The organism is Enteractinococcus coprophilus (assembly GCF_006716305.1).
In the GTDB taxonomy this organism is placed as follows: Bacteria; Actinomycetota; Actinomycetes; order Actinomycetales; family Micrococcaceae; genus Yaniella; species Yaniella coprophila.
The window spans coordinates 567,780-585,324 of the sequence record NZ_VFOU01000003.1 but is presented as its reverse complement, the minus strand read 5'-3'; the positions used below and the strand labels follow the sequence as shown (position 1 = coordinate 585,324).

10 protein-coding genes and 1 pseudogene are annotated in these 17,545 nt (G+C 53.5%); 6 read left to right on the top strand and 5 right to left on the bottom strand.

Going from position 1 to position 17,545, the window contains the following annotated elements:
- Nucleotides 1-70 precede the first annotated feature (70 nt).
- Complete coding sequence (locus FB556_RS10650) at nt 71-3,952, bottom strand: hydantoinase B/oxoprolinase family protein (protein WP_141867470.1); 3,882 nt, start codon at nt 3,950-3,952, stop codon at nt 71-73.
- Nucleotides 3,953-4,499: 547 nt separating this feature from the next.
- On the bottom strand, nt 4,500-5,279 hold the full coding sequence (locus tag FB556_RS10645) for an isochorismatase family protein (RefSeq protein ID WP_211344030.1): 780 nt from the start codon (nt 5,277-5,279) through the stop codon (nt 4,500-4,502).
- A 458-nt stretch (nt 5,280-5,737) separates the two neighbouring features.
- On the opposite strand from FB556_RS10645, the gene FB556_RS10640 reads away from it, so the two are divergent.
- Nucleotides 5,738-6,316: a YdcF family protein gene (locus FB556_RS10640; protein WP_141867468.1), complete on the top strand. Its 579-nt coding sequence runs from the start codon at nt 5,738-5,740 to the stop codon at nt 6,314-6,316.
- A 19-nt stretch (nt 6,317-6,335) separates the two neighbouring features.
- On the opposite strand, the pseudogene FB556_RS13710 reads toward FB556_RS10640, so the two are convergent.
- A pseudogene (locus FB556_RS13710) lies at nt 6,336-6,518 on the bottom strand (alpha-hydroxy-acid oxidizing protein); the annotation flags it as partial.
- A gap of 138 nt (nt 6,519-6,656) precedes the next feature.
- Between FB556_RS13710 and FB556_RS10630 the strand changes: the two are divergent.
- Nucleotides 6,657-8,243 (top strand): glucosamine inositolphosphorylceramide transferase family protein, encoded by a 1,587-nt coding sequence (locus tag FB556_RS10630; RefSeq protein ID WP_141867466.1) that lies wholly within the window; start codon nt 6,657-6,659, stop codon nt 8,241-8,243.
- 13 nt (nt 8,244-8,256) lie between these two features.
- Here FB556_RS10630 and FB556_RS10625 read toward each other — a convergent pair whose 3' ends face one another.
- The gene (locus FB556_RS10625) at nt 8,257-8,553 is read right to left on the bottom strand and encodes a hypothetical protein (protein ID WP_141867464.1); all 297 of its coding nucleotides are present in this window, start codon (nt 8,551-8,553) and stop codon (nt 8,257-8,259) included.
- Nucleotides 8,554-8,704: 151 nt separating this feature from the next.
- The gene (locus FB556_RS10620; protein WP_141867462.1) at nt 8,705-9,727 is read right to left on the bottom strand and encodes an LCP family protein; all 1,023 of its coding nucleotides are present in this window, start codon (nt 9,725-9,727) and stop codon (nt 8,705-8,707) included.
- A gap of 287 nt (nt 9,728-10,014) precedes the next feature.
- Here FB556_RS10620 and FB556_RS10615 point away from each other — a divergent pair, with 287 nt between their 5' ends.
- The 4 genes from FB556_RS10615 (at nt 10,015) to FB556_RS10600 (ending at nt 16,821) form a co-directional block, all read left to right on the top strand.
- Nucleotides 10,015-11,910, top strand: coding sequence for a glycosyltransferase family protein (locus FB556_RS10615; protein ID WP_141867460.1), 1,896 nt, complete (start codon nt 10,015-10,017; stop codon nt 11,908-11,910).
- Nucleotides 11,911-11,998: 88 nt separating this feature from the next.
- Entirely contained in the window at nt 11,999-13,255 is a 1,257-nt protein-coding gene (locus FB556_RS10610; RefSeq protein ID WP_141867458.1) for a nucleotide sugar dehydrogenase, read from the top strand.
- Nucleotides 13,256-13,317: 62 nt separating this feature from the next.
- On the top strand, nt 13,318-14,199 hold the full coding sequence (locus tag FB556_RS10605; protein WP_141867455.1) for a hypothetical protein: 882 nt from the start codon (nt 13,318-13,320) through the stop codon (nt 14,197-14,199).
- 360 nt (nt 14,200-14,559) lie between these two features.
- Entirely contained in the window at nt 14,560-16,821 is a 2,262-nt protein-coding gene (locus tag FB556_RS10600; RefSeq protein WP_170200445.1) for a glycosyltransferase, read from the top strand.
- Nucleotides 16,822-17,545 lie beyond the last annotated feature (724 nt).

Sequence of the window (17,545 nt, the reverse complement as noted above, 5' to 3'; positions counted from 1 at the left end):
CGCTTGGCGCTGTTCCCCGCGGGGTGGTTGTTCTCAGGAGTATTCAGTTATTATCGGGCGCGGTAACCGGTTACACGGTCGCCGCTGCGGGTGCTTTTCCCACCGACTGGGCCATTTCGGCGCGCAGGGCAACGGTCGCGTCTTCGTCAACGGTCAGGCGACCATCAACTTCGACCAGGACGACACCGTAATCTTCACGCGCGGCCTCACGGGTGGTGAAGTCATCCAGCACATCTTCTAATACCTTGGCTGGATCGCGCTTGGTTGGGTCCCCGAAGCCACCGGCAGATGGGACCGTGATCTGGATCGAGTCGCCGGCTTCAAGCTGGCGCCCGGTGACCTTCGATGGCCAGGATTCTTCGCCGTCGCGGCCTGGGTTTTTGATCAGCGAGGCGTTGCGACCATGGTGGCCACCGTGGGCACCCCATGGCAGGTCCGATTCGTGGCGTTCACCTTCACACGTGATGACCGTGTCGGTCAGGAACGTGTTTTCGCGAACGATCCCGATACCACCGCGGTATTCGCCAGCTGCTGCCGGTTCGTCACGCAGTTCGTAGCGGTCGGTGCGCATTGGGAAGCGCCACTCGAGCTCTTCAATCGGGTTGTTACGGGTGTTAGCAATCAGGTTGTCCACCGAGTCCGGACCATCGCCGTTATGGCGGGCACCGTTGGCACCTTCGTTGACCTCCAGGTAGACCCAGTATTCGCCTTGGACTTCATCCCAACCGGAGTACGACATGAAGTGAATATGGGCGGAGTTTCCGGCGGTGACCTTTTCTGGCATGACCGGTGCCAAGGCACGCAGTGCCAGGTCAACCGCACGCTGGACCTGCGAGAACCGGGAGAAGGTTGCCGCCGGGTACTTCGGATTGAAGATCGTACCCTCCGGTGCAATCACCTTCAGTGGTTTCAGCATGCCCTCGTTCTGCGGAACGTGGACCGGGAAGGCGACTTCGTCTAAGAACATCATGCGAGTAATGAAGGTAAACGCCGAGACGGTCGTGCCTTCAAACGCACAGTTATATGCGGTTGGCACCTGTTCGGACGAGCCGGTCAGGTCGTAGGTGATCTCGTCACCTTCGATAATGACCTTGACGGCGATCGGCAGTTTCTTACCGTAGTTGCGACCATCATCATCGAGGTAGCCGATTTCAGTTTCGTACACACCATCTGGGATCTTGGCGATTTCCTGGCGCAGCATGGTCTCGGAGTAATCGATCCAGGCCTGGCCGGAATCCTGTACAGCTTCTAAGCCATAGCGTTCCACCAGCGACAGGTAGCGGTTGGATGCCAACTCGGTCGCTGCGATCATGGCCTGGAAGTCACCCTTATTGGAGGTTGGTGTGCGCGTGTTATCCAGAATGTGCTTGATCAGCGGTTCTTGGCGGACGCCCTTGTCGTAGATCTTCAACGCCCGGAAGATCTGCCCTTCAGACTGGATATCTTGGATATCCACCATCAGACCCGAGTGTGCGCCACCGTTATCGATCAGCTGCCCGGAGGCACCCGAGAAACCTACGAGGTTGCCTTTGTAGAAGATCGGTTTGATGATCGCCACGTCAGGGGAGTGGGTCGCACCCAGGTAGGGGTCGTTGTGCAGGATGATATCGCCTTCGTTGATATCATCACCGAGCTCCGAGATGACACCTTTGACGATCTTCGGCATCGACCCCATGAACATCGGGGTGGAATCCGACTCTGCCAGCACGTTGCCATCGACATCAAATAGTCCGGCGCCGAGGTCCTCGGATTCACGAATGATCGAGGAATATGCCATACGGAATAGCACGGAGGCCATTTCCTTGGCGGCCGAGTTCAACGCACCACCGATCACGCGCATCAGAATTGGGGTTGCCAGGTCTTCTGCGGAGGATTCATTGGCTGGGCAAGCAATCACCATATTGCCGGCTTCATCGATCGTGACACCGAAGCCCGGAGGGACCACGGTGGTCGCATCGTACTGTTCGACAATGGCTGGACCTTCGAAGCTTTGACCGATGGCCAGTTTTTCGCGATCGTAGAACGGGGTGGCCAGGGTTGCTGGTTTGCCGCCCACGTCGAAAGTCACGTCGCGGGTTTCGAGCAGGGCATCTGCAAGCGAGGCTTGGGTGGTTGGTTTCACAGCGGGCAGATCTGTCATGACCGCGGTGGCTTCAACCCGGATGTTGATCAGTTCAACAGCGCTGTGGGAGAAGCGGTGGCCGTATTCTTCTTCGTGGGCCTCATGGAAGCGAGCTTCGGCTTCGGCCAACCAGGCATCAGTGATCTCACCATCGGGAACATCGAAACGAATCTCGTAACCTTGGCCTTCGTAACGGGCATCGGCCAAACGCTGCAGCTTGCGGTGCTCTGGGGCGATGCTCTCGGCATCCAACTGCGCGGTGGCCTGAGCTTCGAGTCCTTCGTAGGAGGCCTGCAAGGCTGGGCAATCCGCGTCAGCCAGCCGGAAGCGCACGGTCGAGACGAATTCGTAGCGCTCATCGGTGGCCAGTAGCCCCAGGGCGGCAATAATGCCGGGGTTTGCCGGGACCAGTACGTTTGGCACTTCGAGTTCGGAGGCAATTTCGCAAGCGAACAACCCACCGGCCCCGCCGGCAGCAACCAGGGTGAAGTCGCGAGGGTCATACCCGCGGCGGACCGAGTTTTCTTCGATCGCCTGGGTCATGCCGTATTTCTGCAGCTGTAGGGCACCAAGAGCGGCTTCTTCAACTGACATGTCCAGCTGGTCTGCCACTTTCTTCATGGCATCCTGTGACAGGTCTGGGCGCAGGTCGATACCGGAACCAGCCAGCATGCGCTCTGGGCGCAGACGGCCCAGCAGCAACTGGGCGTCGGTCGAGGTGGGTTCTTCACCGCCACGGTTGTAGCAGACCGGACCTGGGTCAGCACCAGCCGACTGTGGTCCAACGCGGTAGACTCCGCCCTGGTCGACGTAGGCGATCGAGCCGCCACCGGCACCAATGGTGTCGATATCGACCATTGGGATCATGGCCTGGTAGTCACCAATTTTGGTGTCCAGCAGGTGGCGCATGCGTAATTCGCCCTGGTAGGCCACACCGATATCGGCCGAGGTGCCGCCAATGTCGAGGGTGACAATGTTCTTGAAGCCAGACTGTTCGCCGGCCCAGAGACCACCGATCAGCCCACCAACAGGGCCCGACATCATCAAGGACACAGGGCGCTTTGCGGCTTCTTTAATCGGAACCATGCCGCCGGAGGACTGCATCAGCAGGATTTCGCGACCGTAGCCGAGGGCTTCGATCTCGTTTTGCAGGCGATAGAGGTAGTTCGAAACGCGTGGACCAACGTAGGCGTTGAGGGCGGTGGTGGAGAAGCGTTCGTATTCGCGGTACAGCGGGACAATGTCACTGGACAGCGACAGGTAGGCTTCGGGGAATTCTTCGTGAACAATTTCGCCGATGCGCTGTTCGTGGGCAGGGTTGAGGTAGGAGTGCAGCAGGCACACGGCGATAGCTTCAACGCCGGCGGCTTTCAGCTGGCGGACGCGGTCGCGGACTTCATCTTCATCCAGTGCACGCAGTACATCTCCGAAGGGTGCGGTGATGCGTTCGTTGACGGTCAGGCGGTTGCGGCGTTTGACCAGTGGTTTGGTCTGCCATGGGAGGTCTTGCTGCAGTGAGAAGTTGTGCGGCTTTTTATGGCGGGCGATGTGCAAGATATCGCGGAAGCCCTCGGTGGTGATCATGCCGACTTCTGCGCCCTTATGGGTCAGCGCGGTGTTGGTAGCCACTGTCGTGCCGTGGACAACCTGGTCCACCTCGGCCAGCGTAATACCGGCCTTGGCAACCAAGCGCTTCAGACCGTCAACAACGGCGATCGATGGGTCTTCTGGAGTTGAGGGGACTTTTTCGACAAACCCAGTGCGTGATTCATCATCTGAGTAATACAAGTCGGTGAAAGTGCCACCAACGTCTACACCTATGCGCTTCATGTGTTCCTCCTATATGGAAATGGCATGGAAGTTATATCGCAAGTTTGAGTGAAAGAGTGACAGCGGATGGGAGATTCAAACCCGGAGAAACCGCTGGGATCTTCTGTTGTGAATACCGATCGGAGCGTATGACGTGGCATGTGACCCACATCACTTTGTGTTGCTAGTAAATCAATGTAGTTGCTATCTAAGCAATTCGCAAGGAAAATCGATGAAAAAATTTAAGAAATCTTTGAGGCGACCGCAGGGTCGAGAGTCTTTCCATGTGAGCGCGGAAAATTGAGCATCCAGGGTCTTCGGGTGGCCCTGACGGCTCGCGTATCAGGCGGGGGCCAGTCCTCCCGCAGCTGGAAAAGCTCGACAGGAGCTGGTGGCCCCTGCGGGGTGATGCATGAGGCGAAGCAGTGGAGCTATCCGACCGCTGGGTGGGGGTCGAAGGGTGATCCTGCGGCGGGCTCATGTCGCTGCGGCTGCTGTGTTAAGCGACTCTGGGACTTCACGCTCATCAAGAGTGTGAAGTCCCAGAGTGCACGGCAGTCAATAGCGCTTAGTTAGCTGCTAGGGCCTGCTGTGGGGCTTTGGCGGTTGGGGTTGGAACGGTGTCTTCGAAGTTTGGCAGGTTGTTGAGGTATTCCACAACGGTGCCAACGGACTCTACGTCTCCGAACTTGTTGTCGATGTCGAACAGGTTCCAGGCAACGGTACCGGCAACGCGGTCACCGATAGCTTCGCGAACGGCAATTGGGCGGAAGCCTTCAGCCATGGCATCTTCAACGGTGTTGCGGACACAAGCTGAAGCGGTCACGCCGGTGACGATCAGGGTGTCAATGCGGTTGGCGGTCAGGAATTGGTTCAGGTAGGTACCAGGGAACGCGGAGGCGCGCTTCTTGGTGATGACCAGTTCGCCTGGTTCGGGAGCGATGCGTGAGTCGATATCTGCTGCACCGGTCGAAGGATCCAGGGTTTCCAGTGGAATCTTCTGCGACCACAGGCCCATGTCCGATGGTAGTTCTGCGTTGAGGACTTCGTAGGCGGTGGTGATGAAGATGACTGGAACACCTTTAGCGCGAGCTGCGGCGTTCAGATCCTGGCAAGCCGGGATGATGGTATCCATGTTGCGGCAAGTAAATGCGTGGCCCGGGCGGGTCCAGGCGTTTGCCATGTCAATGTGGATGACTGCTGGGCGAGTACCGAAGCCAACGCGACGCTTGAAGCCGCGGCCTTCCATTTCCTGGGCGCCCAAGTTGAAGGCGTTATCCAGGGCCTGTTCCAGCTGGTTTTCGATTTCTTTGTAGGCTTCGTCTGATTCGTAAACGCTATCCACCATTGGGGTCTCCTTTGAAGTTTGCTTTTGTGATTCGCATCACGAACTGTGTTGCTGATACAACAATCTAGTTGCTGTCTTAGCAATGCGCAAGCCTTTTTGAAAAGAATTTTTTTCGGGTCTTCTCTCCCTGCGTTTGACGTGGTCGTTTGGCAATGCAGGTCTCAATTATTGATAGAGAGTTCATGTTCTGGACATGCGAGAATCGAGCCAGGAAGGTCGTTTTGCAACGCATTACTGAAGGCAACCGACAGTGTTTCGACCGTGGCTGGGCTGCCAAGTGTTGAAGATGAGAAAGCCAACGACCGTCGCGAAGACCCAGATCCTGACCTATGTCAAAGTTTTTGTCTAGAGATCTTGCACAGGGTCGGTGATCGGTTCAAGATAGTAGTCAACTGCTAGTTTCCAGACCCTGCCAGATCGTGAAAGCACTATCCGCTTCCCAAGAAAATAGAAGGTCCGTGCGTAAACTCAAAATGATCAGTGGCATCATGGCCACCTTGGTGATCGGTTGGCTGCTCTTCGTTACGCTCAATGTTATCTACCCGCCTCAAGGGGACCTGGAGTCACCACGCGACGCTGTCGTGAGCCTCTCACCGCAAGATTACCGGTTGCCTCTGGCAGAAGAAGTGTTCGCAAATACCGGGACGAATACATTGGTGATTTCATATGTTGAACCCCGCCCCGGACGCCTCGGGGACTACGCGCCACAGCTACCTGAGGCTGTTATCGAATACTGCGACACCGATACTCCGGAGGATGTCGTGTGCCTTGCTCCGGTTGAGATCTCGACTATAGGGGAGGCGTTTGCTGTCAACGACCTAGTCAACGAACAATCATGGGACTCGATCACCGTTGTGACAAGCAAGTGGCACACCTTCCGGACCCGATTTATCTTCAACCAATGCATCGATGACGATGTGGACGTGAACTTCGTCTATCCGGAGACTGACATGACGACAAAGCAGTGGGCCGCGTACCTCGCTTACGAGAATGCAGCGATTTTTAAAGCACTGTATGAGGGGCTTTTCCGCTGCTGATCTATCGAGTTCCTATATCGCTGGTACCGCTAAGAATGTGCACTGACGTGTCAATCTCGGAGGCAGGACGCAAGATCTCTGGATGAAACTCAATATCTTCGAATGCCTGCATGGCTCTGCGATAGGAAATCTCACCCTCTGCCGAGCCGTCCGTGTAATCAAATGCAGCCTTCGGGGTCTGGCGCTTAACTGACGTCGAAATGGGCTCCTTTGTTGATGAAACTATAGTTCAGCTTGATAGGCAAGCCAACAATAGTCAATAACCCCTCGGCAGCTGACCCTAATTCATGTAGTGTGACACCTATCTCACCTTCACTCACACATCTTGCGGAGGAACCACGTGCGTGCTGCCCTTTTACTGGGACCCGATAGAACCCTCAAAGCATGGGAATACGAAGCCCTCGAGCTGGCCATCGAATCAGGTCTAGACGTTACGACTGTTCTGCACTGCACCAATGATCAACACCCACCACGTCAGGCCAAACATGCCGTATATCGTGCACTCACGATGGCAGGTCGCCCGCGCATGCCGATGCTCCGCGACCGTGATGTCACGCCGCTATTACGCAACGACGTTGAGATCATCTACTTCCCATCCGAATGGGAGGGCACCTGGCAGCGAGTCCCTGCCGACGTGGCTGAACAGCTGCAGGACCACGATGTCGTCGTGAAATTCGGCATGAATCTACTCAAAGGCCCGGAAGACCTTCCCGTGACGCACGGCGTGGTGGCCTATCACGACGCGAACCCTGAAGCACATCGGGGCCGGCCACACGGTTTTCATGAGCTTGCATCCGGTGAGGCCACGATGAACGTCACCGTGCACCAGCTCAGCAACACTCCAAATAACGGACGCGTTCTGGCAGAAGCATATTCTCGCGTCGTACCAACCTCGTACCGATCGACGCTCAATAATGCTTATGAGACCAGCGTCCCCCTGCTTGCCAAAGCCATTGGGGCACTGAAAAATCAGTCGGTGGTTCCGAACGCAACACCGGAATCAAATCACCAGCTGCCAACCAACGGCCAAGTAGTCAAAACACTTGGCAAAATGGCGACCGCGCTGGTGGGCCGGGGGCTGTATGGGGCGTTTCGTGAAAAGCGCTGGAACGTCGCATTTGTGCCGCAGCCATTTGATCCAGAAAATCCGGTGCAACCACAGTTTGCCGATATGCAGCCCATTACCCTCCCTGAGGGGTACACCTTTGCGGCGGATCCTTGTGCGTATCACAATGGTCGGCTGTATGTAGAGGTCATGCACGGCAGCACCGGAAAAGGCGAAATCTTCGCTTACACCGATGGGCAGGGGCAACGCGTAGACCTTCCCGTCGGCGGCGGACACCTTTCATACCCTCAGATTCTCGAATACGAAGGTGTCACCTACCTCTTTCCTGAAATGGGAGACGTCGGCCCTCCAACATTCTTCGAACTGGACGAAGAACAGCTGACCTCCAAAGCAGAGCATCAGCTGATTGGTCTAGAAGACGAGCGCGTTATCGATCCCACGATGATCGAACACGAAGGGCACTGGTATTTATTCGGCGGACGACCAGAAAACGTGGGGGAGCGGCTTGAACTCTGGGTCAGCGACAGTCCGTTCGGCCCCTGGACGCCGCACCTACAAACACCGGTGTGTCTCGATCCGCGAAGCGCGCGCATGGCAGGCCCCCTCATTCGCACAAATGGCAAGCTGTATCGGACCGGGCAAGACGGATCAGTCAGCTACGGTCGGGGTGTAACGATCAGCCGAATAGAAAAGCTAACACCCACTGAATTCGGAGAGACTCGTATGAGTTCATTTACGATCCAAGGCGCGTACGGTCCGCACACCATCCTGCCGACAGAGGATGGGTACTGGCTGGATTACTACACCGAACAAACCACCCCGATGGCCGGCGTTCGACGAGTCAAAGGGCGCCTAAAGTAGGTCGCTCTACAAATCACTCGAAATCGTCGTCTACGAGTTCTTCGTCCAGCTCATCGGGATCCATAACGTGGAGTTCCTCTAGAGCCCAGTCATCTTGGGCTAAGGACTCGGCGTGCTGGCCAAAGATCGTGGAGGGCCCCTCCGTATCGCTTAGCACGACATCTCTGTGTCGCAGCGGATCGTGAGCTTCCAAAGTTTCTGGCTCATCGGAAGAGCCTTCTTCAGAAGGCTGACCATCGCGGCCATCTTGCGGAACTTCCATGTCCGCATCATCAATTTCCTCGAAGAAATCCGAGGTGTTCTCACTCATGGCCCTGTCCCTTCTTCCAGGTTCTGCAATGAACCTTGTAATTCCACGCTACGCCCCAACACATGCAGGGGGAATAGGGTCAGGATATAAAACTGCGCACCGTTCAAAACGAACGATGCGCAGTCGATAACAGGGTTACCGCGAGGAGCTTTTACTTTGCAGCAGGTTGGTAATCTGCCAATTCATCATTCTTAAACCGCTCGCGTACTTCGTCTAAAGCATCCCAATCTACGTAGACCACAGATTGTCCGCCACCTTCACGACCGGTTCCCCTAGTAGGCAGGGTGAAGCTGGTAATGTCACCGGCTCGGACAGACGACATAGAGGTGCCAAGACCGACCATCGATCCCACCCCGAAGTCACCATCAAGGGCAACGTATGGTGTGGTCGACTCGACCAAGTCGTTGAGCTTACTAGGGCTGGTTAGAGTATCGCGCGATAAGATCTCGGCAGCCATGCTCTCCATGAACAGCTGCTGATTCTCGACGCGAGTGTAATCCCCGTCTGAGAAGTTTCGACTGCGGACGAACGTCAGAGCTTCTTCGCCATTCAAGGTGATTGGTCCCTGGGCGAACTGGACTCCGTCATAGCTAAACGCTCTCGGGTTATTGACCTCGACTCCGCCTAAAGAATCGGTCATATTTTGGAAGCCGTTGAAATCTATCACTGCTACATGGTCAATGCGCTGGTCGATCAGGCCTTCCACCGTCTGCACCATGAGTGGCACGCCGCCGTATGCCATCGCCGCATTAATCTTGGCTTCCCCGTGCCCTGGAATCTCCAGCCATGAGTCACGCATAATCGACATGATCTGCACACCACTACGATCCGAGGGGATATGGGCGACCATGATGGTGTCGGCCCGGTTGCCGATATCGTCAAGCACCGGAGTTGAAGTGTTGGCACGCGAATCGGAGCCCAACAGCAGAATATTTACCGCTGGATCATCTTGCCCCTCAACCGGCTTAGTCACCTCAGGACGCAACGTCTCTTCAGGGAAGGCTTGCTCGATGGTTTCAAAATCTTGGAGCTTGGACATGGCAGCCCAAACGATGCCGCCAGCAATCAGCAGAACGACGAGAAAAGAGCCCAGCACCCAAAAAAGAACCTTCTTATTCTTTTTCCTCGGTGACCGGTCTTCCGTTTCAGGAAGATCTAAGGTGTTATCAGTCATAAATAGGACTATATATGACTAGACACTACCAACCAGAACTTCGCTCCTAGCAAGCAATAGGAGCATATTCCTGCACGTGGGGTGCGCGCTGCCGAATGTAACCTCTTTCACGAGCTGTAGTGCTCGAGGTTTCAACCGTTATTATTGATGGCGTATGTGTCACTGGACGATCAAGACATTGATGTACACTCGGTTATTTGTAATGTCCCGGCTGCAAGCGACCGAGACAAGCATTGGCCGCTAGAAACCTCTCTAAACGCTCACACCACCGAAAGGTTAACCACCCTATGCCATCGAAGCTCGATAGCCTGCGCAAAGGTCTCTGGCATTTGCGCAAGGGCGGTTTCCAGCAATTTATAAAGTGGCGTCGCAGAAGCCGATACGGCTACAACATTACGACACCCCTCGGGTTGAAGAATGGTGACGACACGGTTAATCCGTCAAATTATCCAGCCGTGCCGGCCGTGGACCGTCCGAAATCCTTCCCTGGGCTCAGGGTCGGTGTCATTTTGGATGAGTTTTCGCTTCGTGCTTGGACGCCGGAGTTCGAAACAGTGCTGCTTACCCCAAAGGGTTGGAAAGAAGAACTACGAGCCGAACCAATCGACCTGTTGTTAGTCGAATCGGCGTGGGCAGGTAATCACGGCGCATGGCAATATCAACTAACCGGGTCGCAGGCTCCGCGGAAAGAGTTGGTCGAGCTCGTTGAGTTCTGCAAGCAGCAGTCAGTGCCGACAGTTTTCTGGAATAAAGAAGACCCCGCGCACTTCGACGACTTCATTGATGCAGCGAAACTCTTTGACGTCGTATTCACCACCGATGTGACCCTGCTTCCCACATATCGAGAAGTCTTAGGCCACGACAGAGTAGACTCACTGAGTTTTGCTGCGCAGCCCTCAATCCACAATCCCATTCGAATTCGCGGCTTGGAGCAATCGGAAGATATCGCTTTCGCCGGGATGTATTTTGACCACAAGTTCCCCGAACGCAAAGCCCAGATGAAGCTGCTGTTTGATGCAGCTATTTCCGTGGTGAATCGTGGTCGCTATAAATTCGACATCTTCTCCCGGCACCATGGCGGCAATGAGAACTATCAATTCCCCTCACCCTACAACGAGTATGTGGTCGGGGCGCTGCCCTATGAGAAGATGCTGGCAGCCTATCGAAACTACAAAGTCTTTCTGAACGTCAACTCTGTCACTGATAGTCCATCGATGTGTGCACGACGCGTCTTCGAAATAGTTGCCTCCGGAACACCGGTGGTTTCTGGCGAAAGTAAAGCGATACCGGAATTCTTTGACTCAAGTCAGGTGCCGATCGTTTCTGACGAGCAGACTGCCGCCCATGTTCTACGGACCGTCTTGAACTCGCCCCAAGCCCGGGATCGTATGGTGCACACAGCACAGCGCGAGATCTGGAATCATCACACCTACGCGCACAGGGCCGAGAAGATTTTCGACGCTGCAGGCCTACACGTGAAATCTCCGTTCCTGATACCGTTTTCAGTAAGCGCCATTGTGTCCACGAATCGCCCCGACTTCGTCAAACACGCTATCGAATCTGTTGCCTGTCAAAAAGACGTCGACACAGAACTCGTACTACTGACTCATGGCTTCGAAGAACGAGAAAAAGAACTCAGCGCTTATGCCGCTGATCTGGGGTTAGAACATTTCACGCTCTTGAGCAGTCCCCAGAGCGATCCTCTGGGATTATGCCTGAATAAGTTGGTCGCCACTGCTTCCGGAGACGTGATAGCAAATTTTGACGATGATGACTTCTACGGAACTTATTACCTTCACGACAGTCTCAATGCCATGAAGTTCTCCAACGCCGATCTCGTGGGTAAATTCGCTACCTACATGTACTCTGCTGACGACGACATTGTGACGCTCCGTAATCCGGGCAAGGAAAATATGTACACCGATTTTATTACCGGTGCAACATTTGTTGGACGGCGGGACGTTTTCACGCAAAACCCGTTCCTCCCGATGACTGGGGGAGAAGATTCGCGTTTCTTGGCGTCGGTGGAGCAGTCTGGGGCAGCTATCTTTGCAGGGGACCGTTTTAACTTCATGCAGATCCGCGGGCAGCATAGCCACACCTGGAATATCGACCACCTCGAACTGTATGCAAACTCTGTGATTGAAACCTACGGTCGCAATACAAAACATGTAGAGATCTAGGCCGACGTAGCAGTTTGGCGGTACTTGTAGACATACCTGTTGCCGTCGGGATGTACTGGAAAGAAAAGTTTATTAGGAGCGCGAGTACGTGAAGAATTTAGTAGTAATCGGCCAGGGCTATGTTGGTTTACCGTTATCTCAGGCTGCGAGCCACGCTGGCTATAAGGTTACGGGTCTTGAAGTTAACCCCAAGGTAGTCGAAAACCTGAATGCTGGATCATCCCACGTGGAAGATATTCCGGATCTCGCACTGCAAGCGATGTTAGAGAACGGCTACCGTGCCACGGCTGATAATGCGGTCATCCGGGATGCCGATGTCGTAGTGATTTGTGTACCAACACCGCTCGGGGATGCCGGCCGTCCGGATCTGTTCGCGGTCGAGTCTGCCGCAGCTGCAGTAGCGGAAAACCTAGAAAAGAAGACGTTGGTGGTCCTCGAATCTACGACCTATCCAGGGACTACTGAGGAAGTTTTGCAACCCGCGTTGGAAGCTGGTGGACGTCGCATCGATGAAGACTTTTATTTAGCGTTCTCACCGGAGCGCATTGATCCGGGGAATAAGACGTGGCGCCTAGAAAACACTCCCAAGGTCGTTGGTGGGGTTACTGCGGCTTCGGGTGATGAGGCTGTGGAGTTCTATAGTAAGTTCATCGAAGAAGTGGTGAAAGTTAAAGGCGCTAAGGAAGCCGAGACGGCCAAGCTTCTTGAGAACACCTATAGGCACATCAATATTGGTCTGGTTAATGAGATGGCTAAATTCAGTCATGAACTTGGGATTGATATCTGGGAGGTCATTAAGGCAGCAGCAACTAAACCATTTGGCTTCCAAGCGTTCTATCCCGGACCTGGAGTCGGCGGGCACTGCATACCGATCGACCCGAGTTATCTGAACTACTCAGTACGAAAAGCGTTGGGACATCCTTTCCGGTTTGTCGACCTCGCGGAAGACATCAATAACTCCATGCCAAACTACGTTGTGCAACGGATCCAAGACCTTTTGAATACTCATTCAAAATCGCTGAACGGTTCCAACGTGTTGCTCCTGGGAGTTAGTTACAAGGCGAACATCGCTGACCAACGTCATTCACCTGCTATCCCTATCGCTCACGGCCTCACAGCTAAGGGCGCTAATATCCGCTACCACGATGCTAATGTCCCCACCTGGCAGCTCAACGGCACCGCCCATGAGTCTGTATCGGATCTTGACCAAGCAGTCCAGGATGCGGATATTGTGATTTTGTTACAGGCACACCGCGAATACGATCTCAAAGACATCAGCGCGAAAGCAGAATTGCTCTTTGATACCCGTGGTGCAACCGAAGGAACCGAAGCCTATGTGCTCTAGTGCCCCTGTGCCTCAATCCGTGGTGACGCTGTATTCCGAGTTAGATCGTTGAAGTAGGCCAAGTGCAGCGCGACCGTGTCATTAACCGGGACCTACACCAAGTCACCGAGTTCTCGTCTCTTGAAGATTTTGTCAATCATGAGGTGGTGCCTGCCGGAATATCAACGATCTATGTGGGGGGTATCCCTATAGATATTTTGATAAGCCCCGGTTCTGCGAAGACGACGATATTTTTCTTTCACGGCGCGATTCAACCGCACTTTACCCTTCCCGTTCTAAGCGGGCTAGGTATCTCTGGCGGACTGGCTGCGAATCGGGTATTCATCTCTGACCCCTCCTTAGTTCTCGATGAAAAGTTGATGCTTTCCTGGTACGCCGGCAATGAGCACCAGCCAGACTTACAACAGGATCTTCTTACGATCATGGAAAAGATCGTCACGTCCCTAGACAGTGAGAGAACGATATTCTTCGGCGGGTCCGGTGGCGGGTTTGCTGCATTATACTTTGCAAGCTATTTTGCAGAATCTCTCGCACTAGTTTTCAATCCGCAAACGGATATAGCTCAGTACTCGAGAGGTGCAGTTCGGGATTACGCGTTGCGAGCTTTTGATATCAACCAAGACGAGCCCAGGCCACTAGACAAATTGCCCGTGGGCGTCGTTACGGATTTATGTACTCACTATATGAAGTCCAGACCGAACTCTGTGGCCTATATGCAGAACATGGCAGACAAAGTACACGTGGAAAAACACCTTACGCCGTTCTGGAACGCTGTGGATGCTGACACAGAAGTGTTCTTACTAACCGACCATTGGCGAGATGGTCACACTCCTCCTCCAAAGGAACTGTTATCTGAGATTCTCAACGTTGCCGTCTCAGCGACTGATTGGAGAGTAAGCCTAAACGCCTTTGGTTTCAGAGACCATTGGGAAAGTATCCCCTAGACAATGGGCCAAGTAACGTTGATCAGCGATCGGGTCGCAGATTGAGTGCCGTCACGGTGCTTAGACGCTGTGAACTGAAGTTCTACAGCATGCGTTTCAAACTGAGTGAGAGGTAGCCAGTATATGAGGAATAGTTACTCGAGACTCTTATCTTGGCATGCCGCTCACATCCGGTCAGTCGGCCATGTTGAGTTTGGAGCGACAATCCTGCGGACGCGCTCAAAGGCGTTGCATGATGTCCTCGCTTACGTAGCAACCGATGATAAGTACACTGTGGCTCAATTGAGAGATCTAGCCGCCGACGGCACTTTCTACAAAGTACAGTTTCGTAACTTATGGTTAGCTACCTTGGGGCGAGTAGTGATTATTCAGGCCCTCGAAGAAACGGATACCGAGATGGGAGCGAGTGACCTCGAATTTGGCATGACGTGTCTAAAACATGCAAATAATTACCTACCTCGAATCCAAGAACACCAACAGTTCCATCGGCTTGAAATCGAAATATTAAAAGAACGAGCGCGAATCGAAGAGGCTCGGATGCTGCTGGAGGCTAACGAGTTCCTGAAGAACTTGTTCTACGGATATCTCCTAAGCGACTTAGACAATCCTACTATCTCAAGAGATCCGGAGACCTACAAATCCTGGATGACAGGCTTTAATAGACCTTTCATCGAGAACGGCCTTTTACCACTTAAGCCATCACCTATACGTCAGCCAGGCTTTAACGACCTGAACACGGAGAATGCACCGGCGTGTACAGGTGGACCAAAGGTATCTGTCCTCATGACATGTTATATGCCCGATCGCGAGGAATTTCTCACCGCTGTAAATTCCATACTCAGGCAGTCATGGCAGAACCTCGAGTTAATCATCGTGGATGATGCTAGCCCGATCGAGTTTGAGCCAGTGCTCGAGGAGGCAGAGAACTCGGATCCTCGTGTAAGAGTCATCCGGCAAGAAGAAAATGGAGGGACGTATCGAGCCCGTAACACAGGGATCACGGCTGCGACGGGGGCATTCATAACGGGACAGGACTCCGACGATTGGTCTCATCCTGAGCGGCTCGCCACCCAGGTCGAGTACTTACTTGCAAGCCCCTCTACCCCCGGCGTAGTTGTGGAAGCGATACGAACCGACAATGCGCTCGTGCGTACTTTCCCCGGACGCATACCGCATGGTCCGTGTGAAGTAAGTTTTATGCTGCGCGCCGAGCTCGCTCGAGAGGTTGGCGGCTATTTGGAAGCACGCAAAGGTGCAGACGGAGAGTTCCGACGTAGAGTTGAAAAGTACACAGGCAGAGAAGTCGAGATCCTAGCGAAGCCTTTATATATAATCCGAATCGGCCATGATTCGCTCTCTAGAGCTGATTTTATGCCGGGATGGTCACATCCCGTGCGTCGGGCGTTTTGGAATAGCACTCGACACTGGCATGAGAATACATTGCCCGCACAGCTTCGATTGACGCCTAAGAGTGCAGCACCAATCCCCATCCCTGCTCGTTTCAAGGTAGTGCCACCGCGGACAGCCCCAGAGTATGATGTTGTCTTTGTGGGGGATTGGCGCGCGTACACCGGTACCCAACGGGCTATGATTGATGAGATTACTGCTCTGCATCGTACCGGCGAAAAAATCGGTATTTTGCATCTCGAATCGGTGATGAGCCCTTCGAAAGAAACGTCCCGGCTCAGTTCTGAAGTACAAGCAATGATAAACGCAGGCGAGGTGGGCCTCGTGATTCCTGACGAGGACGCATCGACGCGGGTGGCGATACTTCATGACCCTACAATTCTTCACTTCACTGCGCATACAAGTATAAACTTGACAGCGGGTACGTTAATCATTATGCCCGATATGCCGCCTCCGTCAAAGGGGGCTGGGGATACTATATACTTGCCTGAAAAATGTGATCAGCTTGCTTCAAAAATCTTTGATAGCAGAGTGATCTGGACGTCAAGCGACCCCGAAGTGTCGAGACTCCTATCTAGCTATGAACCTGATGTTTTAGTGGATCCTCATAAGTGCCCCGTGGCTTTTAACCCACGACACTGGTCTCATGTGTGGAGAAGTCTTCCTCATGTGCCTCCTATCGTTGGACGCCATTCAGCCAATTTTGAAGCTATGTGGCCAGAAAGATTTACCACTGCGGCGAAGATTTGGCCCTCGGACGGTTCAGGTGAGGTTCGCATTCTGGGCGATGCCCGCTCGTACCTTCGCAAGTACGGTAAGACCAAATTTCCCTTAGACTGGGTGGTCTTCCGCGATAAAGAAATCAGGCCCGAGGCATTCCTGCGCGGCCTAGATTTTTTCGTGTATTTTCCGGATAAAAGTTACCCCCAGGGATTTAGCAGAGAGGCTGTGGAAGCGGCAGTTTGTGGAGCAGTCGTTATACTCCCTAAGTCATTCGAAGAAGCCCATGGAGATATGGCGCTTTATGCTGAGCCAGAAGAAATACCCTCTTTAATTGAGTACTATTCTTCTGATCGGTCCGCCTTCTCCAAACTTGTTCTAAAAAATCGTCATCTTTCATATAGCTTCGATAATCAGTTATATACGAGCCATGTCCGTTATTTGGAAGAGCTAACAAACACTGCAGAGACTCGAACCCCGGAGCGTCATGCGTAAACTCATCTTTTCATTCATCATTTTCACTGCGTGCCTTTTCGGAGCTACGGCCTTGGCTACGGTCGGTCTGTTCAACGAGCAACCCTTGAATTGGGCGCTAGCGCTTTGGCTCTTGTCGCTATCGTTTCTCGTACTATTCTCCGTCTTACTACGTTTATATCAAAGACTTATTCTTCGAACGCGAGTGACCAATGAAACTTTGAAGGAAATAAAATACTTGCAAGAACGGCGGTACGCACAGTTAGCTGGGAGAGTTGATCAGTTGGGTGACCATATGCAAGCTGTCTCTCCAAATTCAGGCAGTTCTGTAGAACCGCTAAGGAACAGACGTCTGCTTATCGATGCAGCTGCGTTAGAAGAATTGAATGAAAGGCTTCAAAGAGCAGAACGCAGAATATTAGGTAGGTTAGCGGACGGGTTACTCGCTCTTGATGAACGGAATCGCATCTATGACGAACTATCGGACCCTAATCCTATTGACTCGAAGGAGGCCAAGCGGTAAATGTCGTATAGTCCTTCGCATTGACAATTAGACAATTATGTGTGAAACAGTTTAAATCTGCATATGACTATCCGTACGCCGATCAACCGATGAAGGAGCATGTTACGGCACCGCCCTTCTCGAAGAGTTTCAGCAGCTATCTAAGTTCCCCCCATTGCTTTGTAAAGCTCTAAAGCGCATTGAGCGAACGAGTCAAGGGGTGAAACGAGGCCCGAGAGTGTA

Bases quoted from the DNA above. Each gene is read 5' to 3' on its own strand.
- FB556_RS10625 (WP_141867464.1), bottom strand. From the start codon at position 8,553: ATGAGTGAGAACACCTCGGATTTCTTCGAGGAAATTGATGATGCGGAC.
- FB556_RS10645 (WP_211344030.1), bottom strand. From the start codon at position 5,279: ATGGTGGATAGCGTTTACGAATCAGACGAAGCCTACAAAGAAATCGAA.
- FB556_RS10620 (WP_141867462.1), bottom strand. From the start codon at position 9,727: ATGACTGATAACACCTTAGATCTTCCTGAAACGGAAGACCGGTCACCG.
- FB556_RS10650 (WP_141867470.1), bottom strand. From the start codon at position 3,952: ATGAAGCGCATAGGTGTAGACGTTGGTGGCACTTTCACCGACTTGTAT.
- FB556_RS10615 (WP_141867460.1), top strand. From the start codon at position 10,015: ATGCCATCGAAGCTCGATAGCCTGCGCAAAGGTCTCTGGCATTTGCGC.